Annotated in this window: 22 protein-coding genes, 1 tRNA gene and 11 pseudogenes; 13 read left to right on the forward strand and 21 right to left on the reverse strand. The window is 44.2% G+C overall.

Annotated features, from left to right (window positions below; all coding sequences use genetic code 11):
• Positions 1-199 precede the first annotated feature (199 nt).
• The 5 genes from DXE31_RS02405 to DXE31_RS11965 all read left to right on the forward strand — a co-directional run bounded on the left by DXE31_RS02405 (position 200) and on the right by DXE31_RS11965 (position 3444).
• Positions 200-1123: a branched-chain amino acid transaminase gene (locus tag DXE31_RS02405; RefSeq protein WP_114697690.1), complete on the forward strand. Its 924-nt coding sequence runs from the start codon at positions 200-202 to the stop codon at positions 1121-1123.
• A gap of 23 nt (positions 1124-1146) precedes the next feature.
• On the forward strand, positions 1147-1359 hold the full coding sequence (locus DXE31_RS02410) for a zinc-finger domain-containing protein (protein WP_114697691.1): 213 nt from the start codon (positions 1147-1149) through the stop codon (positions 1357-1359).
• A 25-nt stretch (positions 1360-1384) separates the two neighbouring features.
• On the forward strand, positions 1385-2425 hold the full coding sequence (waaF, locus tag DXE31_RS02415) for a lipopolysaccharide heptosyltransferase II (protein ID WP_114697692.1): 1041 nt from the start codon (positions 1385-1387) through the stop codon (positions 2423-2425).
• A 468-nt stretch (positions 2426-2893) separates the two neighbouring features.
• The gene (locus tag DXE31_RS11960; protein WP_197712107.1) at positions 2894-3028 is read left to right on the forward strand and encodes a DUF2946 family protein; all 135 of its coding nucleotides are present in this window, start codon (positions 2894-2896) and stop codon (positions 3026-3028) included.
• Positions 3029-3150: 122 nt separating this feature from the next.
• Entirely contained in the window at positions 3151-3444 is a 294-nt protein-coding gene (locus DXE31_RS11965) for a hypothetical protein (protein ID WP_269460622.1), read from the forward strand.
• A gap of 103 nt (positions 3445-3547) precedes the next feature.
• Here the strand turns inward: DXE31_RS11965 and DXE31_RS10955 are convergent, their stop codons facing one another.
• The 13 genes and pseudogenes from DXE31_RS10955 to DXE31_RS02480 form a co-directional block, all read right to left on the reverse strand.
• Positions 3548-3835, reverse strand: a complete 288-nt coding sequence (locus DXE31_RS10955) for a hypothetical protein (RefSeq protein WP_231969296.1) — start codon at positions 3833-3835, stop codon at positions 3548-3550.
• Between the two features lie 15 nt (positions 3836-3850).
• Complete coding sequence (locus tag DXE31_RS10960; protein WP_231969297.1) at positions 3851-4021, reverse strand: hypothetical protein; 171 nt, start codon at positions 4019-4021, stop codon at positions 3851-3853.
• A gap of 1 nt (position 4022) precedes the next feature.
• Positions 4023-4790, reverse strand: a complete 768-nt coding sequence (locus DXE31_RS10965) for a M48 family metalloprotease (RefSeq protein WP_231969298.1) — start codon at positions 4788-4790, stop codon at positions 4023-4025.
• A 30-nt stretch (positions 4791-4820) separates the two neighbouring features.
• Complete coding sequence (locus DXE31_RS10970) at positions 4821-4958, reverse strand: hypothetical protein (RefSeq protein ID WP_231969299.1); 138 nt, start codon at positions 4956-4958, stop codon at positions 4821-4823.
• 325 nt (positions 4959-5283) lie between these two features.
• Positions 5284-5801, reverse strand: a pseudogene (locus DXE31_RS12725) (pilin).
• A gap of 109 nt (positions 5802-5910) precedes the next feature.
• Entirely contained in the window at positions 5911-6618 is a 708-nt protein-coding gene (locus tag DXE31_RS02445) for a TerC family protein (protein ID WP_114697695.1), read from the reverse strand.
• 95 nt (positions 6619-6713) lie between these two features.
• Positions 6714-7607 carry a succinate--CoA ligase subunit alpha gene (sucD, locus tag DXE31_RS02450; RefSeq protein ID WP_114697696.1) on the reverse strand — a complete coding sequence of 298 codons (894 nt, stop codon included), beginning with the start codon at positions 7605-7607 and terminating at the stop codon, positions 6714-6716.
• A 15-nt stretch (positions 7608-7622) separates the two neighbouring features.
• The gene (gene sucC, locus DXE31_RS02455) at positions 7623-8792 is read right to left on the reverse strand and encodes an ADP-forming succinate--CoA ligase subunit beta (protein ID WP_114697697.1); all 1170 of its coding nucleotides are present in this window, start codon (positions 8790-8792) and stop codon (positions 7623-7625) included.
• Between the two features lie 191 nt (positions 8793-8983).
• A complete protein-coding gene (locus DXE31_RS10985; protein ID WP_231969300.1) occupies positions 8984-9283 on the reverse strand; it encodes a RecX family transcriptional regulator in 300 nt (99 codons plus the stop codon).
• Positions 9284-9499: 216 nt separating this feature from the next.
• Complete coding sequence (gene recA / locus DXE31_RS02465; protein ID WP_114697698.1) at positions 9500-10591, reverse strand: recombinase RecA; 1092 nt, start codon at positions 10589-10591, stop codon at positions 9500-9502.
• Positions 10592-10710: 119 nt separating this feature from the next.
• Positions 10711-10881 carry a hypothetical protein gene (locus DXE31_RS09705; protein ID WP_162785472.1) on the reverse strand — a complete coding sequence of 57 codons (171 nt, stop codon included), beginning with the start codon at positions 10879-10881 and terminating at the stop codon, positions 10711-10713.
• A gap of 187 nt (positions 10882-11068) precedes the next feature.
• A tRNA-Met gene (locus DXE31_RS02475) sits at positions 11069-11145 on the reverse strand.
• Between the two features lie 70 nt (positions 11146-11215).
• A pseudogene (locus DXE31_RS02480) lies at positions 11216-11428 on the reverse strand (fumarylacetoacetate hydrolase family protein); the annotation flags it as partial.
• On the opposite strand from DXE31_RS02480, the pseudogene DXE31_RS12315 reads away from it, so the two are divergent.
• A pseudogene (locus DXE31_RS12315) lies at positions 11427-11541 on the forward strand (aldehyde dehydrogenase family protein); the annotation flags it as partial. The pseudogenes DXE31_RS02480 and DXE31_RS12315 sit on opposite strands and share 2 nt — an antisense overlap.
• 11 nt (positions 11542-11552) lie before the next feature.
• Here DXE31_RS12315 and DXE31_RS02485 read toward each other — a convergent pair.
• Positions 11553-12077: pseudogene (locus DXE31_RS02485) on the reverse strand (fumarylacetoacetate hydrolase family protein); the annotation flags it as partial.
• Between the two features lie 327 nt (positions 12078-12404).
• Positions 12405-12635: a hypothetical protein gene (locus DXE31_RS10120; RefSeq protein ID WP_197712108.1), complete on the reverse strand. Its 231-nt coding sequence runs from the start codon at positions 12633-12635 to the stop codon at positions 12405-12407.
• An 82-nt stretch (positions 12636-12717) separates the two neighbouring features.
• Between DXE31_RS10120 and DXE31_RS02495 the strand changes: the two are divergent.
• Positions 12718-13267: pseudogene (locus DXE31_RS02495) on the forward strand (MOSC domain-containing protein).
• A gap of 82 nt (positions 13268-13349) precedes the next feature.
• Here DXE31_RS02495 and DXE31_RS02500 read toward each other — a convergent pair.
• Positions 13350-14944: pseudogene (locus DXE31_RS02500) on the reverse strand (MFS transporter).
• Positions 14945-15363: 419 nt separating this feature from the next.
• Between DXE31_RS02500 and DXE31_RS02505 the strand changes: the two are divergent.
• The 5 genes and pseudogenes from DXE31_RS02505 to DXE31_RS12735 all read left to right on the forward strand — a co-directional run bounded on the left by DXE31_RS02505 (position 15364) and on the right by DXE31_RS12735 (position 19651).
• Positions 15364-16453 (forward strand): annotated as a pseudogene (locus tag DXE31_RS02505) (TRAP transporter substrate-binding protein).
• Positions 16454-16473: 20 nt separating this feature from the next.
• Positions 16474-16821, forward strand: a complete 348-nt coding sequence (locus DXE31_RS02510; protein ID WP_231969302.1) for a TRAP transporter small permease subunit — start codon at positions 16474-16476, stop codon at positions 16819-16821.
• Between the two features lie 118 nt (positions 16822-16939).
• Positions 16940-18312 (forward strand): annotated as a pseudogene (locus DXE31_RS02515) (TRAP transporter large permease).
• Positions 18313-18354: 42 nt separating this feature from the next.
• Positions 18355-18594 carry a gamma-glutamyltransferase gene (locus DXE31_RS12730; RefSeq protein WP_415077796.1) on the forward strand — a complete coding sequence of 80 codons (240 nt, stop codon included), beginning with the start codon at positions 18355-18357 and terminating at the stop codon, positions 18592-18594.
• Positions 18595-18619: 25 nt separating this feature from the next.
• A pseudogene (locus DXE31_RS12735) lies at positions 18620-19651 on the forward strand (gamma-glutamyltransferase family protein).
• A 290-nt stretch (positions 19652-19941) separates the two neighbouring features.
• Here DXE31_RS12735 and DXE31_RS02525 read toward each other — a convergent pair.
• Positions 19942-20571, reverse strand: coding sequence for a trimeric intracellular cation channel family protein (locus DXE31_RS02525; RefSeq protein ID WP_114697701.1), 630 nt, complete (start codon positions 20569-20571; stop codon positions 19942-19944).
• A 99-nt stretch (positions 20572-20670) separates the two neighbouring features.
• On the opposite strand from DXE31_RS02525, the pseudogene maiA reads away from it, so the two are divergent.
• Positions 20671-21355: pseudogene (gene maiA / locus DXE31_RS12740) on the forward strand (maleylacetoacetate isomerase).
• A gap of 47 nt (positions 21356-21402) precedes the next feature.
• Here maiA and DXE31_RS10125 read toward each other — a convergent pair.
• From DXE31_RS10125 to DXE31_RS02545, 4 genes and pseudogenes are all read right to left on the reverse strand, one after another.
• Positions 21403-21927 carry an AEC family transporter gene (locus tag DXE31_RS10125; RefSeq protein ID WP_197712109.1) on the reverse strand — a complete coding sequence of 175 codons (525 nt, stop codon included), beginning with the start codon at positions 21925-21927 and terminating at the stop codon, positions 21403-21405.
• The gene (locus tag DXE31_RS10130; RefSeq protein ID WP_197712110.1) at positions 21882-22253 is read right to left on the reverse strand and encodes an AEC family transporter; all 372 of its coding nucleotides are present in this window, start codon (positions 22251-22253) and stop codon (positions 21882-21884) included. Before DXE31_RS10130 ends, DXE31_RS10125 begins: the two co-directional genes overlap by 46 nt.
• Before the next feature lie 10 nt (positions 22254-22263).
• Positions 22264-22797 (reverse strand): gamma carbonic anhydrase family protein, encoded by a 534-nt coding sequence (locus DXE31_RS02540; RefSeq protein WP_114697702.1) that lies wholly within the window; start codon positions 22795-22797, stop codon positions 22264-22266.
• Positions 22798-22845: 48 nt separating this feature from the next.
• Positions 22846-24051, reverse strand: a pseudogene (locus DXE31_RS02545) (ammonium transporter).
• Between the last annotated feature and the right edge of the window lie 122 nt (positions 24052-24173).

Consider the following 24173-nt stretch of genomic DNA (forward strand, 5'->3'; position numbering starts at 1 on the left):
TAGTAGGGTTTATAGGGAATGTTCCATTCTAAAGGCTTAGGCTCTCGACTAACCCAAAGGATCCGAGCCGACAGACTAGCCTACCTGCTCTACAATAAGCAATTAAATGCATTCAGGGCCTAAAGACTTAAATCTACTGGCCAGTTGCCTTGCTTAAAGCGTTTTTACAGATACTTAACAGACACAACAGGTAAAGAAAATGTCCATGTCCGACCGCGATGGCTTTATTTGGACTGATGGGAAGCTAATTCCTTGGCGCGAAGCCAATGTTCACGTGTTAACACACAGTCTACACTATGGCATGAGTGTATTTGAAGGCATTCGTACCTATAAAACCCCTCAGGGAACTGCTATTTTCCGCCTTCCAGAGCATGTAAAACGCCTTTTTAATGGCACTAAGATTTTCCAAATGAACATGCCTTTCAGCCCAGAAGAGATCTCCAAGGGCATCATTGACGTAGTAAACAGCAACAAGCTTGAAGCTTGCTATATCCGCCCTATTATTTTTATTGGCTCCCAAAAACTCGGAATCTCCCCTAAAGGCAACAGCATCCACACATCGATCGCAGCCTGGGAATGGGGTGCCTATTTCGGTGAAGACGGCATCAATAAAGGTATTCGAGTAAAAACCTCCTCATTTACCCGCCATTTTGTGAACTCCTCACTCGTTCGGGCCAAAGCCTCCGGCTATTACATCAACTCTATTTTGGCCAATCAGGAAGTCACAGCCAATGGATATGATGAAGCATTACTACTCGATACCGAGGGCTACGTCTCTGAAGGTGCTGGCGAAAATCTTTTCATGGCTCGCAACGGTATTGTTTACACACCGGATCTAGCTTCATGCTTAGATGGCATTACGCGTGATTCTGTCATCCAGATTGCCAAAGACCTTGGTTACGAAGTTCGTGAAAAGCGCTTAACTCGTGATGAAGTTTATTCAGCTGATGAAGCATTCTTTACAGGCACTGCGGCTGAAGTAACACCAATTCGCGCATTAGATGATCGCTCTATTGGTGACGGTAAGCGCGGCCCAATCACTGAAAAAATTCAAAAAACGTATTTTGATGCAGTTGACGGTAAAAATGATAAATACAAATCTTGGCTCACTTACGTGAAATAATTTCAGTAATTAGGAAACAGCATATGACTCAAGCTCAAGTTGTTATGGTGGACGGTAAAGATTTACCCTTACATTGCCCCACTAATAACACTCCCGCCTGGAACTCGCATCCACGCGTGTTTCTCGACATTACTAAAACCGGCGAAGCTAAGTGTCCCTATTGTGGCGCAGAGTACAAACTCATGCCCGGCACTGAGCCACACGGTCACTCAATCTGGTCAGCACCCCATCACTAATGGGTGCTGACTCGGGCTGCATTACATGCACGGTATTCTGATCATCGCCCCCAATTGGATTGGGGATGCTGTGATGACTCAGCCCTTACTTGCCACCCTCAAAGTTCAGTATCCAAAAGCGAATATTGATGTACTTGCTAGCCCTTGGGTAGCTCCCATCTACCGCGCTTGTAGTGAAGTACACCAAGTTATTGAAGCACCACTTGAACACAAGCAATTGCAATGGGGCTTACGCAAGCAGCTAGCTAAAAAAATTTCAGCAAAAAAATATCAAGTTTGCTTTGTACTTCCTAATAGTGTGAAGTCGGCCTTAATTCCTTGGCTCGCCAACATTCCATTGCGGGTAGGTTATCGCGGTGAGCTACGCTATGGTCTGATTAACTTGTCTCTGGATAATCCAAATAAAATAGATCGTCCACCCATGGTCGAGCGCTACCTTGCATTGAGTCAGCCTCTAATAGAGGAACAAGCATTTTCAGGAGCTGAAAAACTTACACCAAACTTGAATGTTTTGAGCGAAGCAAGCCATTCTGTTAAGAGTAAACTATCAGACGCCAACATTACTTCTGGTGACATTTATGTCATATGCCCAGGCGCTGAATATGGCCCAACTAAACGTTGGCCAAGCGCTCATTTTGGGCAATTGGCTCAAATGTTGATGGCGAGTACTCCAAGCAACCAGCTGATCCTTTTGGGCGGCAAAGGAGATCAAGCTCTTACTCAAGAAATCCTTCTGGATACTAAACAGTATAAACGCATCCACAATTGGTGTGGCAATACCTCACTCGATGAAGCGATAGCCCTAATCGGCATGAGTAAGGCCGTAATTAGTAATGACTCGGGTTTGATGCATATTGCAGCGGCATTAAAAACTCCTCAAATTTCTATTTTTGGTTCCAGTGATCCAGCTCACACACCACCACTATCAAATAAAGCTAAAGTCATATGGCTGCAACTGCCTTGCAGCCCATGTCATAAAAAAGAATGTCCATTGGGTCACCTTAAATGCTTGAATGACATATTGCCTGAACAAGTATTCGCTACACTGAACACATTGCAGTCCTAACCTAGGAACATTAAGCTATACCTAAACTCGCTAGACTCTTTCAAAAGGCGGATGATGTAGTTGATGCATGGTGCGATACTTTACGTCATCGCGATGTACAAAGCGCCTTAGATATTTGGCTTGATGACGATTCCATTACCTGCGTTCTTCCAGAAGGGCGCCGGCACCGCCTTACAGGTCATGCTGAAATACGCGAAGGCCTACTCTACAAAGGCTACTCTCAAAATAGTCCTTATTTCTAGAGCCAATTGCCTGCATAAGTCACTCCGTATTGGGTGCGGCCGTCTATGACACTACTGAAGCTGCTCATCTTAGAGCCGATCAGATAGAAGCAGAATTTTTTCTGAACATCACGCTCTTGCTTCTGCAAGATAGGCAAGGTTGGCGGATTGCACATCTCCATGCTAGCCACTCTACTGAAGAAACTTTCGACGCTCCATCTGCACCTCACGGTCTTCATGAATCATCATGGATAATCAAGTGTTGCAGTCACTGATGAAGTGGCCTAATGTGCCTGATTGTTTTGGCTGGCTTGCGTTAGATCGGCGTGGTCAATGGCGCATGCGTGTTGAGTTTGCCCAACTAAATCAACTTACCGGATAAGCAATAAAAAATGTCGCTCTTAATGAGTTCATTAGTCGTAACTATGCATGTGATGAACATGGTAGATATTTTTTCAAAATGGCCCGCAGCGCGTTTTTATTACCTTAGATGCCACCCCCTGGATTGCACGCATCATTCCAAATAAGAAAGGCCAAAGTCTGGTAACCCAATGCAACCAAATAATCAATTCAAGTGCGACTGTAAGCGATGAAAACGGCAATCTTTACATTGTTGGAACAGTAAACCATACCTTGTATAATAGAGTCAGTAAAGATCGAATTGAAGTTCAAGAACTTTCATCAGTTGCTATGCTGCATGATCATGATCTGGATCAGTTTTCTGAGCTAGCTCAGCTACGCGAAGAAGCCTGTAGTTTTGGTGGCATCTGGAGTTGGCAAGGGGCTCCATTGTCTTAGATCCCATTCACTCCGAAGAATTAAGTTCTCGCTTTCACTGTATAGCTAAACCACAACCTTAGCCTGGAGCTTGCTTACCCTGCTCCTTAAGCTCATCTTGATATTAACGTTGCATTTCTCGCAAATGGGCGTCGATACTCGAACCTTGATAAAAATCTGCCACACCGGCTGCACGAGCAATTCGTAACTGCTCTATAGCCGAAGGCCAAGCACCCTCTAATGCATATTTTTCACCTAGCACGTAATGGCGCATTGGTACATTATTAGCTTGATCATATGACTTAGAAAGCAATGACCACCAAACAATTTCATTCGGCTGAGACCTAATACGCGCCTTTAACCAGGTGCTTGCCTCATTGGTACGGCCACGCTTGAGTTCAGCATTAATCATCGCAGCTCCAGCAGCTTAAGACTGGGGGTGGGCGCGCAAAGTGGCTTGAGCAATTTGCAATGCTGCTTCACCCTTACCCTTGGCGAGATTGCGTGCCTGCTGTAATTCAGTCTCTGCAAGCGCAATTTTTCCTTGCCGTTGAGCAACTAACGCTAACCCATCAAAACCTTCAAGTTGCTTACTCAAACTATCGAACGTATTTTTTAAATCTTAACAGGTGGGTACGAACGTAGGCTGGAACACCTTTATCCATAATTCCCGTTGCTTTTTGCAGGCGCTGGAAAAAGCCTGGCGCACCATTTACGTCATATCCGCTAGCATCAAGAATCTGAAAACCAATACGATCTGCCTCTTGTTCAGCACCCCTTGAATAGGAGAGCTGGTTATTTATAGTGACTGCCTGTTCACCCTGCGTCAAGCCACCTGCAGCCTGTGGGTTGTGAGACATAGCCAAGGCACCAAGCATCATGCCAGCGATAGCAATAATCATCATATTAGTAGTTTGCTTATCCATCTGCCGTGCTAAGTGACGCTGCAATATATGGGCTGTTTCATGCCCCATGACTGAAGCTACTTCAGATTCTGTGTCTGCGCTCACAATGAAACCCATATAAAAACCAATAAATCCACCAGGCAATGCAAACGCATTAATACTGCTATCTTTCACAGCAAACACTTCAAAGTTATAGGCACCGCTTCCCTGCTCATTAGCACCACCCAACTGTAGCTTGCGAACAGCCTGCAATAAACGACGCTCCATATAATTCAGAAAATCATAAATTGGTAAGTCATTCGAATAATCAGGGTCTGAGCGAAGTTGACGCATGATCATTTCGCCGTACTTACACTCATCTACCCGACTTAATGCATCACCACCTGGGTCACCCATATCAGGTAGAATAATAGTGGGCTGACTTTGTAATGAATTAGGAGTAGAGACGCATGAGCAGGTCACGCAGCAGGCGACTGCACTGCTCTACTGATATTAATGGCGGCCAGAATTGCCATCCACAGAAACCTCGCCGGCAGGAGCTGCATAGACCGGAAATCCAGAATAAGCCAATCCCAGCTTTAGCTGGATAGCTAAAGCACGACTCCAAAAAGAGGTTTGAATAGCTGACATTTTATAGTGTGCAACTGCACAAATATATAAGCACCATGTAAAAATAGAGTTGTCAAGCCTTAACTTTGATTCATAGGCATACTAAGTTTTTTATTGTGCCCATAGAAACTAATTTAGTTAACTTCAACCTATTGAGCGTTTGCATAATATTGTTTATACGCAAATTTAACGTTTATACAATATATAATACTGAAGCTGTAAAAGCTTCTAATGGTATTCGCCCAATAGGGCTTGATAACAGGCGCAATTATAGGCTAGATTGATATGAACTTTGACAGGCAAATAAACCAATACTTGATTGGTTTATTTGCCTGTCATCAACACTTTATTTGTTAATTCTGCACTCGGATGACAACAATTGCGAAATTAAATCGGTTGCCGTAGACCTGCATGACCAACCACCAGCCCATGTTGAACCCTCAGGTTTTGATAAGTCCAACGGCTTTGGCACATTTGCATCGGGTTCATTTGTCGGAACTAGATGTAATGTATTTTTCCCTTCAGGCGCAACGCTAACTTGACAATCGATCGCGATCACACCGGATGGTGTGATTTCAATCAGCTTCACACTGCGGGTGGGAGTGAAGGCAAACGATCCACTAGTTGCGTCATCCATTGTCACTGTTCCGTGACTAGCAAATACTTCGGTTACCAGCAAGCTTTGCGCTGGAAGATAAATTCATACCCTCAACCCGACTGCTGGCAAATATAATCTTGATATTGTGGAACTGCTACAGCTGCCAATATGCCAATGATGGCCACAACTACCATCACTTCTATCAACGTAAATCCTGACTCTTTATCGATTGTACAATTCTTAGGATTTTTACTTTGTATCTGCATGTCCTTTGCTCCTGAAGTGAAATACTTCATCATCCAATTTAACTTACATCGCTCACACGCGCGAGCGAATAACAAAAAAGCCGGCTTTTCTGATTAAGTTGTAATCAAATTAGTGCGCTTCTTTACTAGCATTTTTCTTCTTGAAATAAGTGCCGACCAAAATCACAATGGCTATACCAATAACCTCAAAGGCAAGCTTTGCATCTCCTAGCGCAGCGTGAATGCTGTCTTTGATAGCAGAATCATCCGCCAACATACCGCCAGCTAATAGGCCTAGCAAACCAGCACCTAAGGTAATCATGATTGGGAAGCGCTCCATTACTTTTAATAACATTGCGCTACCAAACATAATCAGCGGAATAGACATTCCCAAACCAATAATCAATAGAAGTAAACGGGTCTCTTCCGGGCCTTTTTGCGCAGCAGCGGCAACTGCTAAAACGTTATCCAAGCTCATGACCAAATCAGCGATCAAAATAGTACGAATTGCTGCCCAAATACTGGTCTTAGCTTCCATGTGCTCTTCACCACCGCTATCAGATAATAATTGAATGCCAATATAGAGAAGCAGCAAGCCACCAACGATTTTGAGGTACGGCAAGGTCAACAAAGCAACTGCCGTAATGGTGAGCGCAACACGCAAAATAATTGCAGCCACACTACCCCAGAATATGGCTTTCTTCTGTTGCGCCGGCGGCAAATTACGTGATGCTAAAGCAATGACAACCGCATTATCGCCAGACAACAAGATATTGGCAACAATAATTGATAGTAGCGCCGCCAAAAAGGGCGCGTCCGAAAAAGCTGATAAATCCATGATGTCTTCTATGTTCTCTTTATTTTATGTTTTTAACTACCATCTAACACCAAAAAAGGATGCTGACTTAACAGCATCCTTTTCCTTGAAAAAAATTACAACATGGCTTTCAATAATGCAGCCATTTCTGATGGGTTCTTTGTGACTTTGAAGCCACACTCTTCCATCACGGCTAACTTAGCATCTGCAGTGTCAGCGCCACCAGAAATCAAAGCGCCTGCATGACCCATACGCTTACCTGGAGGCGCTGTAACACCGGCAATAAAACCAACAACCGGCTTTTTCATATTGTCTTTGCACCAACGGGCAGCTTCCGCTTCATCAGGACCGCCGATTTCACCGATCATAATCACAGCATCAGTGTCTGGATCTTCATTGAACATTCTCATAATATCGATGTGCTTCAAACCATTAATTGGGTCGCCACCGATACCTACGGCCGTCGATTGACCTAAACCAATCGCTGTCAATTGACCAACAGCCTCATAAGTTAATGTACCGGAACGGCTAACAACGCCAATACGGCCTTTCTTATGAATATGGCCAGGCATGATGCCAATCTTGATTTCATCTGGAGTAATAATACCGGGACAGTTTGGGCCCAACAATACAGTCTTCTTACCGCCTGCAGCCTCTTTAGCATGCATCTTATTGCGCACCTCAAGCATGTCACGCACTGGAATACCTTCAGTAATACTGATTACAAAATCAAGATCAGCTTCAACCGCTTCCCAAATTGCAGCAGCAGCACCAGGAGGTGGCACATAAATCACTGAAGTGGTTGCGCCAGTTTGTTGAGCAGCCTCTTTAACAGTTGCATAAATTGGAATATTAAAAATAGACTCACCAGCTTTTTTGGGATTTACACCCACAACAAAACAATTTTTACCGTTTGCGTATTCCTGGCATTTTTCAGTATGGAACTGACCGGTCTTGCCAGTAATACCTTGTGTTATGACTTTGGTGTTTTTATTGATCAAAATAGACATATTGAAATTCCTGGATTATTTGTTTTTGGCAACAACAGCAACTACCTTAGTAGCAGCTTCAGCCATTGAATCAGCGCTAATGATTGACAAACCAGAGTCCGCAAGAATCTTCTTACCTAACTCTTCGTTTGTACCCTTCATACGTACGACCAAAGGTACTGTAAGGTGTACCGCTTTACACGCAGTCACAACACCTTCAGCGATTACGTCACAACGCATAATTCCACCAAAGATATTGACCAATATAGCTTCAACACTCTTGTTTTTCAACATGATTTTGAATGCTTCGGTTACTTTTTCTGCCGTCGCACCACCACCAACGTCTAAGAAGTTTGCTGGCTCGCCGCCAAATAACTTAATGGTATCCATAGTAGCCATCGCCAAACCAGCACCGTTTACTAGGCAGCCAATGTTGCCATCCAATGAGATGTATGCAAGATCAAATTTAGAGGCCTCGATTTCAGCAGCATCTTCTTCATCAATATCACGATAAGCAACAATTTCTGGATGACGGAACAATGCGTTAGGATCAAAATTAAACTTCGCATCCAGAGCTTTAATCTTGTCGTTACCCTCAAGAATCAATGGGTTGATTTCAACTAAAGAAGCATCGGCATCCCAGTATGTCTTGTATAAATTCTTGAATACTTCGCGAGCCATCGGAATAGAAGCTTCAGGAACCCCAATACCCTTAGCAACGATGTCACAGTCTGTATCTGTTAATCCAAGCATTGGATTAACAGATACTTTAATAATTTTTTCTGGATGAGATTCTGCAACCTCTTCGATATCCATACCACCTTCGCTTGAAGCCATGATCACATTTTTCTGTGTGCCACGATCAGTAACAATGCTAAAGTAGTATTCTTTTTTAATATCGGCACCGTCTTCTATTAAGAGACGATTTACTTTTTGACCCTCAGGCCCTGTTTGGTGAGTCTGCAGCTGCATGCCTAAAATCTCAGAAGCGTATTTTTTTACTTCGTCCATGCTCGTTGCCAATTTCACGCCGCCGCCCTTACCGCGTCCACCAGCATGAATCTGTGCCTTTACAACCCATACCGGGCCACCTAATTTTTCAGCAGCTTTCACTGCCTCTGCAACACTAAATGCAGGAATGCCATTAGGAACAGGCACATTGAATTGGCGAAGGAGTTCTTTGCCTTGGTACTCATGAATTTTCATAATTACTCCGAAACGGCATCTTTTTTAGCAAGTGATGAGGATTAGCAAAACCGATGTCGCCAGAATCTCATACTTACTCTAGAAACTGGCGAAATTTGCCCACATTGAATAAATGCGAAAGGCTTTAACGACTCCGTAAGTTTATCATGCTGCAATGCCGCGCAAACAGCGTTTTTCGATCCGTAATTGCCCTAATCCGGACGCTGACCACCAATCACCTTTGCCACAATCTCAGAGCCAAAACCCTTAGCAGCCAGAAATCGATACTGCTTAGCGCGTTCTTTTTGAACTTTGGCAATTGCGTCGTATTTCCTGGACCAAAGATCAAACGCTCTCTGAAATTCCGCCTCTTTCAAGGCGCCAAGAAGTGCGGCCGATTCCCTGGAATCCACCCCTGCCCTCTCAAGCTCATCAGAAATTTTTCTTAGACCATAGCGCTCGCTACGACGTCGCACCAAAGCCTCTGCAAAACGCTCATCCGATATAACCATCCCCGAGCCTCAAAATCGTCTAAAACCGCCTCTATCTGAGAGTTGTTCAACTCTGGGGTTTGTTCACTTTGATCGCCACCCAACTTACTCCATCTTGCCTCTGATGCCGCCAAACTTTTGCGACTATATTCGCGAAGCGATAAAAGACGCAAACCCCGAGCTTTAAGACTCGGGCTTTTTTTGACTTTGATATTGCTACTAAATTATTCAACGTGTTTATTCGACTTCTTCTTCCTCGCTCAGCACGTCAGTGACCACTGCTGAACCGACTTTAACACCTAACTTCTCACGAAGTTTGGCTTCGATATCTTGAGCAATCGCTGGGTTCTCTTTCAAGAACTCACGTACATTATCTTTACCTTGACCAATACGGTTGCCGTTATAGCTATACCAAGAGCCTGACTTTTCAACGAGATCTGCTTCGACACCCATGTCAATGATTTCACCTTCTCTGGAAATACCAGCGCCATACATGATGTCAAAGATGGCTTCGCGGAATGGAGGGGAAACTTTGTTCTTTACTACCTTCACACGAGTTTCGTTACCAACCACCGCATCACCTTTTTTGATACTACCAATACGACGAATATCTAAACGCATAGAGGCGTAGAACTTCAACGCATTACCACCGGTAGTGGTTTCTGGGGACCCGAACATAACACCAATCTTCATACGAATTTGGTTAATAAAAATCACGGTAGTATTGGTACGCTTAATCGCACCAGTCAACTTGCGCAACGCCTGACTCATTAAACGAGCTTGCAGGCCAGGCAATGAGTCCCCCATATCTCCCTCGATCTCAGCTTTTGGAACCAAGGCAGCAACTGAGTCGATGACAATTAAATCAATAGAACCTGAACGCACTAGTGCATCAGCAATCTCTAATGCTTGCTCACCAGTATCGGGTTGAGAAATTAGAAGATTATTTACATCCACACCGAGCCGTGAAGCATATTGCACATCTAAGGCGTGTTCTGCATCGATAAATGCACAAGTACCACCAAGCTTTTGCATTTCCGCAATCGCATGCAAGGTCAACGTTGTTTTGCCGGAGGATTCTGGTCCGTAGATCTCAATTACGCGACCACGCGCGAGTCCACCAACCCCAAGAGCGATATCCAACCCCAGTGAACCACTTGATACAACTTGAATATCTTGGCTGATTTCAGCATCACCCAATCTCATGATTGAGCCTTTGCCGAACTGCTTCTCAATTTGCGCCAATGCTGCTGTGAGTGCTTTTTGCTTGTCTCCGCTCATTCCTTCAAATGCTGAAGAGGCTGATTTTCTTTTGTCATCCAAGGCCATTTTTGATTCCCTTTTCGCTATGTACTGGGCTTGTTCCCGAAGTTTTATCTACTGTGCAATAACTTAGGAGTTACTGTATATAAAAACAGTATTCTTTGCAAGCGACTTTTAAACTGAATTTACGGATTTTTTACTAAGCTGAGGATGATTGGCGCTCTATCCCAGTAGAAAAAGAGAGGGAGAGCGATAGCCCAAACATCCCCAACTAGGATAAATCCTGTAATTTGAGCTCCTGGGGTCCACCCTCCAGCACGCATCCGTATCCCAGCTTCATAGGGACATTGAACCAACAATGCCTCCTAAAATAGCCCAAATGCATGATTAAGGTACCAATTACTGGCCAAAGTACCTGTTTATTGGCTGCGCCCAGCACACAGGCAAACCAACCAAACTGGAAAATTACAAAGTTCCAAAATTTAGCCATACCCAACATCCCAAGAAAAAAGCCCCTGCCGGCTAGCAATAGCCTTTATAATTTGGTGGCGAATCAGGGATTTGAACCCCGGACCTGCGGATTATGATTCCGTCGCTCTAACCAGCTGAGCTAATTCGCCGAAGGTGAGAGTTTAGCGGATTTGGTCAAAATCCTCAATGAACTCCCCTCGGATCGAATAATTGACTTCATCAAACGATCTTTATCACCAAATCAGGCAAATTATCGATGCTGCAACAGACAATATCTCCGCGTGTAACTGGCCCCACATTCTCAGGCGCTCCTGAGTAAATGATATCGCCAGGGAATAATTCATTTGCCTCTGAGAGCTTGAAGATCTGCTCTGCAACCGACCAAATCATTTGATCTAAATTTGCTTTTTGTTTTATTACGCCATTTACCGGTATCCCTGAATTGCTAAAAGGTGACTACACTCGAACGGGTCTCTACCGATCTTGATAACTGGGTGATGCGCCAGCCATTAGGCGTAGTTGCTGGTATCACGCCTTTTAACTTTACTGAGAGCGAAATCGTCCCTTTGGTGAAATGTCCTATCTGACTCACCGGAAAAATAGGGTCAATGGGCGTTGAAGAATCAAATGATTTGCCGATCTCCCAGGGCTTCTTCTGATCTCCCATAAAGCGCTGTAAATCGCGACGCGTCATCTCTAATCCCAAAGCATAGCCGTATACATAGTCAAGTACTTTCTCGACGGGGATATTTTTGCCGCCCTTATTCAGGGCGGCAACCAACTCAACCTCATCGCGATAATTTTTTGTCAATGATGGATAAGGATGGTCAACTATTTTATTTGGCGCGATAAATTAAATCGCGTCTGTTGGCTTTTGAAAAAAGAAGGGGAGCTCACGAGTCGGATCAGATCCCATCTCACGAGCATGCGCCGCATAATTGCTTCCAATACAGTAAATACGTCGTACCGGAAACTCAGATTGACTTCCGGCAATAGGAATATACGTTTGAGATACAGAAAATGGCGTACTGACTGCATTTGTACCCTTATGAGCCTGAGCTTCCACAGCAATAGCCGCCATTGAAAGTGAGGCAACCCCAAGCTTAATTGCATTACGACGACTCGACACCCCCTGTTCGCTACTAGACATTTTTAGCCCTCTTCATCAAAGCACTACTAAGAAAATTAACACATACTTAACATTAGCACCACGCAGCAACATACAAGGCAAATTATTTAATCTGAAAAACACTCATCGCCTCATCTCGACCATAAAAACCTTACATTCAATTTTCTTGACTAAAAAGAGCTTTTTAAGCACCTCATCCTTATTGTCAAAAATACTTGCCGTTTGCTCCGGATAGCGCGAAAAGGGATCACTATTGACATCAATCACCTGGCCATCAACCTAAATTTGCTTAATAGAGCGCTTATAGAATTTGTCGGACCGGATAAAAATCAAGCGCTTTACATACTTGTCCAATATCAACTTTTGCACCTGCTCATTTGTTTTGCAGTAGTAAACCAACTCCTCTTTTCCATTAATCGTGACATCACGCTCTTCATCCCACTTCGCGTATGCAACCTGGTTAATCAGAAGTGTCAAAAATAGTGTGGCAAACACCTTATAAAAGTGCATTATTTACTTTTTTTAATTGATAACTTGATCTTAGCAGTCATTTTTACTTATGCGTCTTCTCACTATCGCTTCCGGCAAGGTAATGCCATTATTTGGTAATCACCGCCCTAATTACAACTCTGTTCCTTCGGCAATTTGTAAAAAGCACGTCAGCACATTAGAAAATCCAAATTCAGTAGAAATCACTCCGCTTGGCGTTAAAGGTGATGAACAAGCCGATTTATCGGTACACGGTGGTATTGAAAAGGCCATATATATTTATCCTGCTGAGCACTACGCGTTTTGGAACGAACTTCTCACGCGAGGAACCAAGAAACCCGTTTCCTTACGACATGGGACTATTGGCGAGAATTTCACTATTGAAAACAGAGATCTTTGTGGGCGATCGCTTAGTGATTGGCGAACTAGAGTTTTCCGTTGTCAAACTCCGTGAACCTTGTTTTAAGTTCAATGCTGCGCTTGGATATAAAGGCGCCAGCAAAGCAATGTTGCAGTCCGGCTTTAGCGGCTGGTATTTACGTGTATTAAAAATGGGGGCTCTTACCGCTGACGCTAATATTTTCGTCAGCCCAGGATCAAGCGAGATCTCGATCTCACAACAAACTCACAAGCTCTTAGGCAATCGCAACTAAAAAAATTTATAGGAATAAAAAAGCCCGATCATTTTGTGATCGGGCTGTTAATTACTTGAAACTAAAGATTATCTACATCTCATTAGTCACGTGCATAGATATCCACGTCTTTGGTGTCTTTTACAAACAGTGTGCCGATTACCAATGTCATCGCAGCGATGATGATTGGATATCAGAGACGGTAGTAAATATTACCGTTTTGCGCAACCAAGGCGAAGAAGATCGTTGGCAATAAGCCGCCGAACCAACCGTTACCAATATGGTGTGGCAAGGACATTGAAGTGTAACGAATACGGGTTGGGAACATCTCAACCAACATCGCAGCGATTGGACTATAAACCTTGGTTATCCAGTACACCAAGAAACACAATACAGCAACGTAGTTAATATCAGCTGGATTCGCTTTAGCTGGAGCCAAACCTTTTGCTGAGTAACCGGTGATTTCTGTATCACCAATCTTCACTACTGCTGTACCACCAGCAAGACCAGCTATCGTGCTGTAGCTAGCAACGTTTGAAGCCATAGCTTGTTTTGCAATATCGCAAGAACTCGTGAACTTCGCAGTACCTGTTGGGTTGAACTAAAAAGTACATTCGCTCAAGTCAGCAGTAATCGTAGCTGGTGCAGTTGCCATTGCTTTTTCTAACGCAGGATTAGCGTAGCGAGTCAAGGCATTGAACACTGAAACTGGTGTGTTTGGAATGTAAGTAATGATCGCCAATAACAAGCCGCTCATGATGATCACTTTACGACCAATCTTGTCAGACCAGGCACCGTAGACTATGAAGAATGGTGTACCGATTACCAATGAAGCAGCAATCAACAAGTTCGCTGTCTTAGCATCTACTTTCAACACTTGGGTGAGGTAGAACAAAGCGTAGAACTGACCTGTATACCAAACCACGGCTTGACCTGCAACCAGACCAAACAATGCCAAGATAACAAGCGTCAAGTTCTTCCATTGGCCGAATGACTCGGACAAAGGAGCCGTAGATAATTTGCCTTCTTCTTTCATCTTCTTGAAAGCTGGTGATTCATTCATGGACAAACGAATCCATACAGAAATCGCCAACAATTCGATATAAGCGATGAAAGGAATACACCAACCCCAAACATCGTAGTCTGGACCTGTGAATTCACGCGTGAACAAAATCACGAGTAAGGAGAGGAACAAACCAAGAGTAGCTGTTATCTGAATCCATGCTGTGTATGCGCCACGCTTGCCGTTAGGTGCATGTTCTGCAACAGAAAAGTAGCACCACTACCATACTCACCGCCCAAAGCCAAACCTTGAAGCATACGCAATGCAATCAAGCTCACTGGAGCAGCAACGCCGATGGTTGCGTAGTTAGGCAGAATACCCACGATAAAGGTTGCACCACCCATTAAAAGGATGGGTACCAAGAAGGTGTACTTACGGCCAATCAAATCGCCTAAGCGACCGAACACCAAGGCGCCAAATGGGACGCACGATGCAACCAGCAGCAAAAGCTAACAACGCGAAAATGAAGGCAGAGCCAGCATCTAGATCTGAGAAGGACTGCTTGGCGATAACGACAGCCAAAGAACCGTAAAGATAAAAGTCATACCACTCAAAAAAACCGTACCTAATGAGGATGCAAAAATAACTTTGCGCTCTTCAGCGGTCATTGGAGCTGCTTTAGTTGATCTTGACATCAGTAGCTCCTAACTATGTTTATTAAATAAAAAAACAACGGGTCGATTATGCTTTGAAAAAATCCAAACAAATCAACTAGTTTACGCATGGCGTTGGCCACTGCATACGCTACACCATTAAATGGTTTGGCTTTACCACTGCCTAAATTGAAAATGCCGCTAATGAGGGTAATGCCCCATCAAATAGACTCGGGGTTTTCCCGAAAAATGTGGATTTGATGCAACGCTTTTAATCCATGATGGCATTCTGGAATTGCACCATTCAGAAGCAACTCGCCCAAGCTCGGTGTATATTGGGCAAGCGAAGTGCAAATCTATCAATTTGTCTCACTGCAATTCGCTTTAATCACTTCTGAAGTTAATTTAAAAGGCATAGCCAAAAGTGCCACCAAATAATCATTACATAAGGAGCAATTCAAATGAAAAGACGTGATTTTTTAGGTAAGACCACATTGGGCGCTGCTGCCGGAGTATTGGCTGCACCAGCAATTGCACAATCTATGCCCGAGGTAAAGTGGCGCTGCGCGTCAAGCTTTCCAAAACGCTTAGACACAATTTATGGTGGTGGCGAATTTATTGCCAAGCGCGTTGCCGCTTTAACGGATGGCAAGTGTTAAATTCGTATTGTTGGAGCCGGTGAAATCGTCCCAGCCTTCGGTACGGTTGACGCTGTACAACAAGGCACTGTGGAGTGCACCCATACTGCTGGTTATTACTTTGTTGGCAAGAATAAAACTTTTGCCTTCGACACCACAGTTCCTTTGGGTATGAATCAACGCCAACAAAATGCATGGATGTATTGGAGAGGCGGCCTAAAGCTTCAACGTGAATTCTTTGCGTGACTACAACATCATTTCTTTCCCAGCAGGTAACACTGAGACTCAAATGGGTGGCTAGTTTAAAAAACCAGTGAAAACGGTTGCCGATCTCAAAGGTCTCAAGATGCGTATTGCTGGTCTTGGTGGCGAAGTTATGTCACGCCTCGGTGCAATTCCACAGCAAATTGCTGGCGGTGATATCTATCCTGCACTAGAGAAGGGTGTGATTGATGCTGCTGAGTAGGTATGGTCCATACGATGATGAAAAATTGGGCTTTTACAAAATTGCTCCTTACCACTACCACTCAGGTTGGTGGAAAGCTTGTTCTATGTACTCGATGTATGTAAACATCAAAGAATGGGAAAAACTGCCTAAGCAATATCAAGAAGCGCTTACTTCAGCCTGTGCTGCATGCAACATCGACATGATGGCGCGGAGTATGACTACAAAAACCCAATTGCCTTACAAAGTCTTATCAAGACTGGCGTCAAGTTGCAATCCTATTCCACAGACATTATGAAAGCAGCTTCTAATGCTGCATTTGAAATATACGAAGAAGAGGCAGCTAAAAATCCATCCTTCAAGAAAATCTACGATCCTTGGAAAAAATTCCGTAACGATCAAATGTTGTGGAATAAGGTTGCTGAGCAAACTCTGATGAGCTTCATGCTAACCAATCCAGTCAAATAAACCTTAAGCGAGCAATTGAAATGCCAAAACAATTTTTAGTTTTTGCAAATTTCGTTGATCGCCTAAATGACCGTTTTGGTGTTTTAGCAAGTTGGATGGTTCTTATTGCCGTACTGGTCAGCACAGCAAATGCGCTGATTCGGTACGGCTTTAACGTCAGCTCGAACGGTTGGTTAGAAGCTCAATGGTATTTGTTTGCTGGCATGGTGATGTTTGGTGCTGCCACCACTTTTCGCCTGAATGAGCGCGTCCGAGTTGACGTGCTCTATGCCTTATATCCGCACAGAGTCCGTCTCTGGCTGGACTGTTGGAGTGGCCTCTTTCGTTGTCCCGTGCGAGGCGTGATTACATTGGACTTCTTCTTATGAACGCTCCAAAGTATTTCAGAAATTATTAAGCGCTACGCCGCGTTGACCGGAATGATTCAAATGGATCCTAAATACGAAAGACCACTTCAATGATTAGCCAGGATTTAATGACCCCATCATGTTTGGGGGTTTGATCGTATTTTTATTAATTGGATATCCAGCCGCATTTTCACTTGGTGCTGTTGGCTTATTCTTTTCTTTTATTGGTATCGAGATGGGTATGTTGCAGCCCACCTTCTTATAAGCACTACCAGACCGAGTATTCGGCATCCTGTCAAATGACCTATTGCTTTCCATTCCATTCTTTATCTTCATGGGAGCAATTCTAGAAAAGTGTGGATTAGCAGAAGATCTGCTCGAGAGATTGGGTCAGTTATTTGGACCAATACGAGGTGGCCTAGCTTATGCAGTCATTATTGTTGGCCCGATTCTGGGTGCCATTACCGGAACTGTTGCGGCTTCTGTGATTGCCATGGGTTTAATTTCTCTACCTGTGATGTTGCGCCTATGGGTATAACCCAAGGGTTGCAGCCGGCGTCATTGCAGCCTCGGGGACAATTACTCAGCTCATTCCACTATCACTTGTATGCGGGTGCAATTGGACCCTCAATCATTCACGTAGCGTTGTTCTGTTTATTTATCTTCTTCTTATCAATCTGTAGACCGCAGGGTGTGCCGGCTTTACCACCAGAAGCCCGCCCAAAAATTGACTGGAAACTCCTCAGACAAATTCTTTGGGGAATTATTCCGTCAATTGCGCTGATCTTCTTAGTGCTCGGAACAATCTTGATGGGTCTTGCCACTCCAACTGAAGGTGGTGCCATGGGTTCTGTGGGGGGGGCATCAATTCTTGCCGTCATGAATAAGTGCCTATAAAAACCTTTGGCCTGGGAAGCAATGACCTCTACTATGCGCATTAATGCTATGGTGATCTTCATTCTAATTGGTTCTACTGTATTTGGTCTAGCTTTCCGGGGTGTTGATGGTGATCTATGGATTGAGCATCTCTTGTCAGGCTTACCTGGCGGTCAAGTAGGCTTCCCGATTGCGGTGAACTTGTTTGTGTTTTTCTGAGCCTTCTTCTTAGACTATTTTGCAATTGCATTCATCATCATTCCACTGCTTGCGCCTGTAGCAGAAAAACTGGGTATTGATTTAATCTGGTTTGGCGTTCTTCTTGGCGCCAATATGCAGACTTCATTCATGCATCCACCCTTTGGGTTTGCCTTGTTTTCTTTGAGAGGAGTGGCCGATAAATCTGTCAAAAGCTCTGATATCTACTATGGAGCCTTTCCATGGATTGGCCTGCCACTGATTCTGGTAGCAATTATTATTTGCATCTCAGAAACACTAGCCTACTTTGTTGATAAACCGACTGCTGCCTTTGATGCTAGCGGGCCATCTGTAGATCCTCTGGCTGGCGTTGAGCAAAATGAAATAACTGTAGACTCTAGTGCGGACATTGAACGTCAATTGCGAGAAAATAAATAGCTATTACCGATGGAGTGATAGCAAAAAATAGAGGGGATTTACATGCAAGCAAAATGGGGAATCCGAGGGATGGCGGTAGCACCGCACTCTCTCGCTTCTGAGTCAGCACTAGCAGTTCTGCGCGAGGGTGGTAATGCGCTTGAGGCAATGGTGGCAACGGCAGCTACGATTACTGTGGTATATCCACATATGAACTCCATGAGTGGTGACTCATTCTGGGTAGTGCATTCTCCAGGCAAAGCCATGGGCGGAATCGATGCTTGTGGTGCAGCTGCAGGCTGAGCCACTAAGCAATGGTATGCAGAGCGTGACCATTACCAAAGCCATCCCATTTCGAGGCGCAGTAGCAGCAAATACTGTTGCTGGGACCATCTCTGGGTGGGGAGTCGCCCACAAACTTTCCAAACAAGGCTTAGGCGGCAAGATTCCTTTGTCCCGCTTACCAGCTGATGCAGTTCACCATCCAGAAGCTGGGGTTCCCGTTACTTACAGTCAATCGAGTTTGACAGAAAAGAAACGGGAAGAGCTAAAAATTATCCCCGGCTTTACAAAAACGTTTTTGGTGAATGGGAAAGCGCCTGCAGTTGGTAGCATTTTTAAACAAGGTCGACTTGCAAAAACCTTACGGCAAATTGCAGAAAACGGTACAGATGATTATTATCGTGGTGATCTTGCAGATCTTCTAGCCAAAGAACTCACTGATATTGGTAGTCCACTGCGTTTCAGTGATCTGAATCGTCACCATGCCAAACTCATTGATCCACTGGAGCTCAAACATAACTTAGGCAATGTGTACAACATGATTCCGCCAACTTAGGGCGTAGTCTCACTAATGATTATTGACATCTTGAATCAATTAAACCTAAAACGCTTGAAGGTTGATAGCTCCGAATATGTGCATCACTGTGTAGAGGCCACAAAACAGGCATTTAAGATTCGCGATCAATTTGTGACAGACCCAGCGTATATAACAAAAAATGCACAATCTTTCTTGTCACCCGCTTTTCTGAAAAAATTGGCTAAAAATATTGATCCCAATAAAGCGCTTCCCTGGGGTCACGGCAAAGGACCGGCAGACACTATTTGGATGGGTGTGATTGATGGCGATGGTAATTGCGTGTCATTTATTCAAAGCATGTATCACGAGTTTGGCGCAGGAATTGTGTTGCCAAAGTCTGGCGTGAATTGGCAAAATCGTGGATGCAGTTTTTCATTAGATCCGAAGATACCCAATCATCTAGAGCCCTACAGAAAACCATTTCATACACTCAATCCTGCGATAGCCCTATTTAAAGATGGTCGCTCAATGGTTTATGGAACGATAGGTGGTGATGGCTAACCTCAAACGCAGTGCGTTGTCTTTACTCGCACTGCTACCTATGGTCTAGCCCCACAAGATGCTATTAGTCGGCCGCGTTGGTTGCTCGGTCGCACATGGGGACAAACGAGTGATAGCTTAAAACTCGAATCACGCTTTAGTCCATGGGTTGCTAAGGAAGTTTCATGCTCTAGGCCATGAAATTGAGATGCTCGATGCTTTTGATGAAACTGTTGGACATGCAGGATGCATCATTCGTGACCCATCTAGTACCTTACATGGCGGTTGGGATCCCCGAAGCGATGGCGCAGTTAGCGCGTTTTAGTAATCCACATCTTGGGTACGCGCAGATCCCAATAAATAGCGGCTGCGCGTAAACCAAAGATGCCGAGCATACAAATCACAGAACCTTCGATAGCATATTGAGGTAAGAAATTGAGCACTAGAACATAGGCACAACAGCCCAATGTCACGGGAATAGCGTAAAGCTCATGCGACATGATGAGGGTTTTTCTTCCAGCCAAAATATCGCGTATCAAGCCCCCGCCAATAGCAGTAATGACGCCCAGAATAACTGGAGCAACGGGAAGGCCAAACCCCATTGTCGAGACTTTATTGGCCCCCTGAATACCAAAAAGGGCAGCGCCGAAACCGTCTATATATAGCATCCAACGATAAATTTGTGGCTGAGTCAAAAAAGATTCTGCAAAAAAAGTGAGCACGCTAGCACCCAAAGCAAGCCAAACATATATTTGGTTCTCAGACCAAAAAACAGGGGACTCCAAAATAATATCGCGAATTGTTCCGCCACCAATTGCAGTAATGAGGCCAAGCACTAATACGCCGAATAGATCAACACCACGGTCAGCAATAGCTAAGACTCCAGTCACAGCAAATGCCATGGTTGCAATGACGCCAATCCAAAATTGAATATCTTCCATAGTCTGAAGTCTAATGCACTTTTTATGACACTAGGCTTAAATAGCCCACCTCAATTTATTCAAAATACTGTTAGTCATGAACTTAAACGGGGTAATGCAATGACAACAAATCTCTACAGTTTTTGGCGAAGTTCTGCCGCATTTCGAGTCCGAATTGCCCTGAATCTCAAAGGCATAAGCTATGACGTCATCCCTATTCATCTCAGCAAAAACAGCGGCGAGCAAGTTGGGGAAATTTACAGCAGTAAAAATCTGAATCGACTAGTGCCTTTACTCGAAGAAGGCGACAATAGGATCCATCAGTCGCTAGCGATAATTGAATACCTTGAAGAGATACAGCCCCAGCCTTCTCTACTCCCAACACTAGCGATTGATCGAGCATGGGTTCGTGCAATCGCCATGGATATTGCTAGCGACATTCATCCAATTAATCATTTACGTGTCTTACGCTACCTCATTAAAAAACTTGGTGTCAGCAATACAGCAAAAAATGAGTGGCATGCGCACTGAATAAAAGTTGGGTTAGATAGTTTAGAAAAACAATTGAGCGCAGTCCCTAGAGCGGGAACGTTTGCTTATGGCAATCAACCGGGCTTAATTGATGCTTGCTTAGTGCCGCAACTATTTAATGCATTAAGCGCTCAAGTGGACATCAAGCCATACCCCACGCTTATGAAAATCTTTCATGAAAGTATGCAACTATCTGTCTTTATCCAATACCTCTTGGGACAACCAAATGGACGCTGAAGGCCTAAACCCGATTCCCCCACCACAGGAACAGTAAGAGAGTAATCAAGGAGCACACTGTAGTGATCAATACCACCCTAGAGATCACACTCCCATCAGCTTTGTAATGTTGTGCCAACATAAAAAAGGTCCAGTACCCGTTGGTAGTGCGCTCAAAATCACTATGGCACTAACCCATAGGCTTGATAACTCTAAGATTGGTCCAGCAAGTATCCAAGCAATCAATGGCTGCAACATCAACTTTGCCAGACTAATACTCCAGGCTTGTAAAGGAGCGGCGGTACTTTTTTGCAACAAAAATAAGCCGATCGACATGAGTGCGCAAGAAGTGGCAGCAGCAGCCAAAAATGAAATGACCTGCGAAATGGGGTCATATAAAGTCAGATCGCTCGCTGCCCACCCCAATCCCGCAACTGGCGCAATCAGCAATGGATTACTACATAGAGATTGAATAACACTCCAGATAATCTCATGTGACTTTTTATGCGACAAGACAAATTCAATAAATATTGTTGCTAAAGCAAATATCACAAACACAATAAATGTAGAAATAATGACTGGTGCTAAACCATCTTGTCCAAGAGCAAGCACACACAAAGGGATGCCCATATATCCCGCGTGTTGGAATAAGAGGCGCTCAGACCATTCAAGCTGGCAGCCTCTAGCTCTCGATTGCTTACCCAACTAATGGGTAACACTAGCGCAAACACAATTAAACCACTTAGAAAGAATGCGGTAATAAAGCCTGGTTGCCATAAGGCTTGCCACCCACTATTCGCAGCAAAGCTAAACAGTTGAGCTGGTAAGGCCAACCACACTACAAACCGATTCAATTCGGTAGATGCATTAATTCCCAACTTGCCCGTTCGACCGACAGCATACCCAATCAGAATGAGTAAAAAAACAGGAAGAACTACATTAAAGACGTAGGGCAAAATGAAGAGGCTAAGTTAGAAAATCTTTTTCAGCGTTTTTATAGTGTTGCGCATTTTTGACATAGCGACCTGCAATGTCATGGATGCCAGCGAGCTGGTCTACAGTAAGCTCTTTGACCGCTTTGACAGGAGTTCCCAAAATCATAGAACAATCTGGAAATTCTTTACCTTCAGTGACAAATGCGCCAGCACCCACTAAACAGTTTCTACCGATCTTGGCGCCATTCAAAATCACTGCACCAATACCAATCAAACTGCCATCGCCAATATGAAAACCATGCAGCATAACTTGATGCCCAACAGTCACGTATTTACCAATGACCAGAGGATAGCCAGGGTCGGTATGCAAAACAGATGCATTTTGCACATTACTGCCATCTCTTATTTGAATCAGATCGTTATCACCACGAATAACTACTTTGGGCCAGATGCTCGCATCCTTGTGGAGATTTACTTTGCCAATTACTTCAGCACTATCGGCAACCCATGCTCCATCAGCTAGCTGCGGAGTGTGTCCGTCAAGTTCATAATAGCCATGACTCATTATAGATATGAATCAGGCTATAAATCAATGACTTTGCTCTACACATACCTACCAGTTTGGCTCGCGATCTGGAGCGGAAGAAATACGATGCACGCTTAAATCGGCACCTTCGAATTCCTCTTCTTGTGACATCCGAATACCCAAGACAGCCTTCAGGGCGCCATAGACCAAGATGCCGCCGATCAGAGCGATGCCGACGCCTAACGCACTACCAATCAGTTGGCCGGTAAAAGTAACATCACCAATTCCACCAAGCGCCTTGATTCCGAAGATGCCAGCAGCCAGTCCGCCCCACAGCCCACACAATCCATGTACAGGCCAAACTCCAAGTACATCATCAATCTTCAAGAGGTTTTGCACTAATGTGAACATGTAGACAAATCAAGCGCCCGCAACCAACCTAACAAATAAGGCACCCAATAGGTGCATTAAGTCAGAACCAGCACATACTGCAACTAATCCAGCTAAAGGACCGTTATAAGCAAATCCAGGATCATTGCGTCCAACTACCCAAGCAGCTAGAGTGCCGCCGCCCACCATTGCCATCAATGAATTCATCGCCACTAAGCCGCTTATCCTGTCAATTGTTTGAGCGCTGATTACATTAAAACCAAACCAGCCTACCGCCAAAATCCAAATACCCAACGCTAAGAAGGGAATGCTAGATGGAGGGTAGGCAGAGATTTGACCTTCTTTTGTATAAGGACCGCGACGTGCGCCCAGCAGAATAATGGCTGGCAAAGCAATCCAGCCCCCACTGCATGCACTACTACTGATCCAGCAAAGTCATGACACTCTTCACCAGCGAGGCCTTTGATCCAAGTCTGAATACCATAATGTTGATTCCAGGCTTTTCCTTCGAAAAATGGATACACAAATCCCACCAAGATAAAGGTTGCAATCAGCTGAGGATTAAATTTAGCGCGCTCAGCAATACCACCCGAAATGATCGCTGGAATGGCTGCAGCGAAAGTCAGCACAAAGAAAAACTTCACTAACTCGTAACCATTTTTCTCTGCTAATAATTCCGCACCAGAAAAAAAAGTGCACCCCATAAGCGATGCTATAACCAATACAGAAATAAGCAATTGTTGAAACTGCAAAGTCAACTAGGATTTTGACAAGCGCATTGACTTGGTTTTTCTTACGAACAGTTCCCAACTCAAGGAATGCAAAACCTGCATGCATGGCAAGAACTATGATGGCGCTAAGCAATATGAATAGAGCATCACTGCCCGTCTTGAATGTTTCCATCAATTCCCCCGTATTTTGTGCATCATTATGGGGAATGAAAAAATCCAAAACAGGGCGATATGCACTTAATTAGCGCATATTCAGGCATTTTTATGGTTTGTCATCGCTTTTACACATACACA

Origin of the sequence: Polynucleobacter necessarius, from assembly GCF_900095185.1 — a bacterium.
Classification (GTDB): Bacteria; Pseudomonadota; Gammaproteobacteria; order Burkholderiales; family Burkholderiaceae; genus Polynucleobacter.

Bases quoted from the DNA above. Each gene is read 5' to 3' on its own strand.
- DXE31_RS02510 (WP_231969302.1), top strand. From the start codon at position 16,474: ATGCCAAAACAATTTTTAGTTTTTGCAAATTTCGTTGATCGCCTAAAT.
- DXE31_RS02525 (WP_114697701.1), bottom strand. From the start codon at position 20,571: ATGGAAGATATTCAATTTTGGATTGGCGTCATTGCAACCATGGCATTT.
- DXE31_RS10125 (WP_197712109.1), bottom strand. From the start codon at position 21,927: ATGGGCATCCCTTTGTGTGTGCTTGCTCTTGGACAAGATGGTTTAGCA.
- DXE31_RS10120 (WP_197712108.1), bottom strand. From the start codon at position 12,635: ATGCACTTTTATAAGGTGTTTGCCACACTATTTTTGACACTTCTGATT.
- DXE31_RS10985 (WP_231969300.1), bottom strand. From the start codon at position 9,283: ATGGTTATATCGGATGAGCGTTTTGCAGAGGCTTTGGTGCGACGTCGT.
- sucD (WP_114697696.1), bottom strand. From the start codon at position 7,607: ATGTCTATTTTGATCAATAAAAACACCAAAGTCATAACACAAGGTATT.
- DXE31_RS12730 (WP_415077796.1), top strand. From the start codon at position 18,355: ATGCAAGCAAAATGGGGAATCCGAGGGATGGCGGTAGCACCGCACTCT.
- DXE31_RS10955 (WP_231969296.1), bottom strand. From the start codon at position 3,835: ATGATTAATGCTGAACTCAAGCGTGGCCGTACCAATGAGGCAAGCACC.
- DXE31_RS11960 (WP_197712107.1), top strand. From the start codon at position 2,894: ATGGATAATCAAGTGTTGCAGTCACTGATGAAGTGGCCTAATGTGCCT.
- DXE31_RS02405 (WP_114697690.1), top strand. From the start codon at position 200: ATGTCCATGTCCGACCGCGATGGCTTTATTTGGACTGATGGGAAGCTA.
- DXE31_RS10970 (WP_231969299.1), bottom strand. From the start codon at position 4,958: ATGTCAGCTATTCAAACCTCTTTTTGGAGTCGTGCTTTAGCTATCCAG.
- DXE31_RS02445 (WP_114697695.1), bottom strand. From the start codon at position 6,618: ATGGATTTATCAGCTTTTTCGGACGCGCCCTTTTTGGCGGCGCTACTA.
- DXE31_RS02540 (WP_114697702.1), bottom strand. From the start codon at position 22,797: ATGAGTCATGGCTATTATGAACTTGACGGACACACTCCGCAGCTAGCT.
- waaF (WP_114697692.1), top strand. From the start codon at position 1,385: ATGCACGGTATTCTGATCATCGCCCCCAATTGGATTGGGGATGCTGTG.
- recA (WP_114697698.1), bottom strand. From the start codon at position 10,591: ATGGCCTTGGATGACAAAAGAAAATCAGCCTCTTCAGCATTTGAAGGA.
- DXE31_RS02410 (WP_114697691.1), top strand. From the start codon at position 1,147: ATGACTCAAGCTCAAGTTGTTATGGTGGACGGTAAAGATTTACCCTTA.
- sucC (WP_114697697.1), bottom strand. From the start codon at position 8,792: ATGAAAATTCATGAGTACCAAGGCAAAGAACTCCTTCGCCAATTCAAT.